Genomic DNA, 1,509 nt, shown 5'->3' on the forward strand with positions numbered 1-1,509 from the left:
TGTTCAGGCGGGCAGCGTCGCCGTGGATTCGGCGAGCGCGGGCGCGTACTGGACGCACATCGGCCCCGGTGGCTGGTATGCGGACACCATCGTGACTGGAAGCGCGCTGACGATCAAACCGTCGTCCAACGACGGCCTTGCCGTGACCACGCATGGCCGGTCGATCGCGGGATCAGTGGAAGCAGGATTGCCGCTGGCTTTGCTGGCCGGACTGAGCATCGAGCCGCAGGCGCAGGTCATCTGGCAGCATGTGTCCATCAACGATATAAATGACGGCATCTCGACCGTCAGCTTCAGCAATCCGAGTTCGTTCGCCACCCGTCTGGGACTGCGCGTATCGGGGCGCTGGCAAGCGGGCAGGGTGGCGTTGCAGCCTTATGCGCGCGTCAATCTATGGCGTTATTTCGATGCATCGAGCAACGTGGTCTTCGGAGAAACCACAACGATCCCGGCGCAGTCATCGGCGACGCTGGCCGATTTTCAAACCGGCGTCGCGATCGACGTCAGCGCGCGGGGCAGCCTGTTTGCGAACGTCCATTACGCAATGAACGTGGGCGGCGCCACGCGCGCCACAATAGGCGGCGATGCTGGCGTACGCTGGCGTTGGTGAACGGCTCGGCGCACGGCCAATCTCGCAGACAAGTTACTGCAGATTGCCCCAGCGCGCGACGGACGGTTCCGCCGATGCCCATTTCCACGCGCCGCCATTGTCATTGCCCTTGCAAGCCTGGGCGACGAACCAGTCCTGATGTGCGTCGGCCTTGTTGCCATCGGCCACCGAGAACGCGAACTCGCGGCATGTCGCAAGCGCGCTGGTGAACTCCCGCAGTACGCGGACATTGCCGTGGCCATTTTCCACCGGCAGCGTGTGCTTGACGCTCCAGGTTTTTTCATCGCCTATGGGAAGGTCGCCCGCCGTCGTCGCAATGGCGATCTGCTGGTCGCTGTGCAGGCGCTTCATGAGGCGCGCGATGGCTTCGTCGGTCGCGGCCTGCACTACGATGCCCACGCCGAAACCGATTGCCGGGTTGCTCGTGACCACGCCCGTCGATACACCCGCGGCCGCGCCGGCTGCCGCGCCAATCGATCCACAGCCGCTCATGAATACGCAGCTCGCAGCAGCGCCGGCCGCGAGCATCAGGCTCAGACCGGGCCTCATTGCAGCGCGCCCCAACGCGGCGTGGCAGGTTCCGCCGACGCCCACTTCCACGTCTGCCCGTCGCGACAGATGGAGGCTACGTAGAAGCCGCTGTCGGCGGGCTTGTCCTTCACGGCGTCGGTGTCCACTGAGAACACGATTTCCTTGCAATCGAGCGTGCCAGTACTGATGGTACGGCTGACCGTCACGCGGCCTTTTTCATCCGGCTCGATGGGCACGGTATGCACCGCAGCCCATTGCGCTATGGCCCCGACTGCGAGCGGTCCGGCCGCGCCTGCGATACGGTCCTGCGTATAGGTGTGCATTACCCGCTGGCTGTATTGCACACCGGCTCTGGCGGCAGCGACGGA

2 protein-coding genes and 1 pseudogene are annotated in these 1,509 nt (G+C 64.6%); 1 reads left to right on the top strand and 2 read right to left on the bottom strand.

All coding sequences use genetic code 11. The features are described 5' to 3' along the window. The coding region (locus ACRXB1_RS35875) for an autotransporter domain-containing protein (protein ID WP_449494749.1) at positions 1–610 on the top strand (610 nt) is incomplete at its 5' end. A gap of 33 nt (positions 611–643) precedes the next feature. Here ACRXB1_RS35875 and ACRXB1_RS35880 read toward each other — a convergent pair. Together ACRXB1_RS35880 and ACRXB1_RS35885 are read right to left on the bottom strand one after the other, a co-directional pair. Then, the gene (locus ACRXB1_RS35880) at positions 644–1,159 is read right to left on the bottom strand and encodes a hypothetical protein (protein WP_449494750.1); all 516 of its coding nucleotides are present in this window, start codon (positions 1,157–1,159) and stop codon (positions 644–646) included. Further along, positions 1,156–1,509: pseudogene (locus ACRXB1_RS35885) on the bottom strand (hypothetical protein); the annotation flags it as partial. The gene ACRXB1_RS35880 and the pseudogene ACRXB1_RS35885, both read right to left, overlap by 4 nt.

The sequence above is a fragment of the Caballeronia sp. M23-90 genome, from assembly GCF_053574605.1.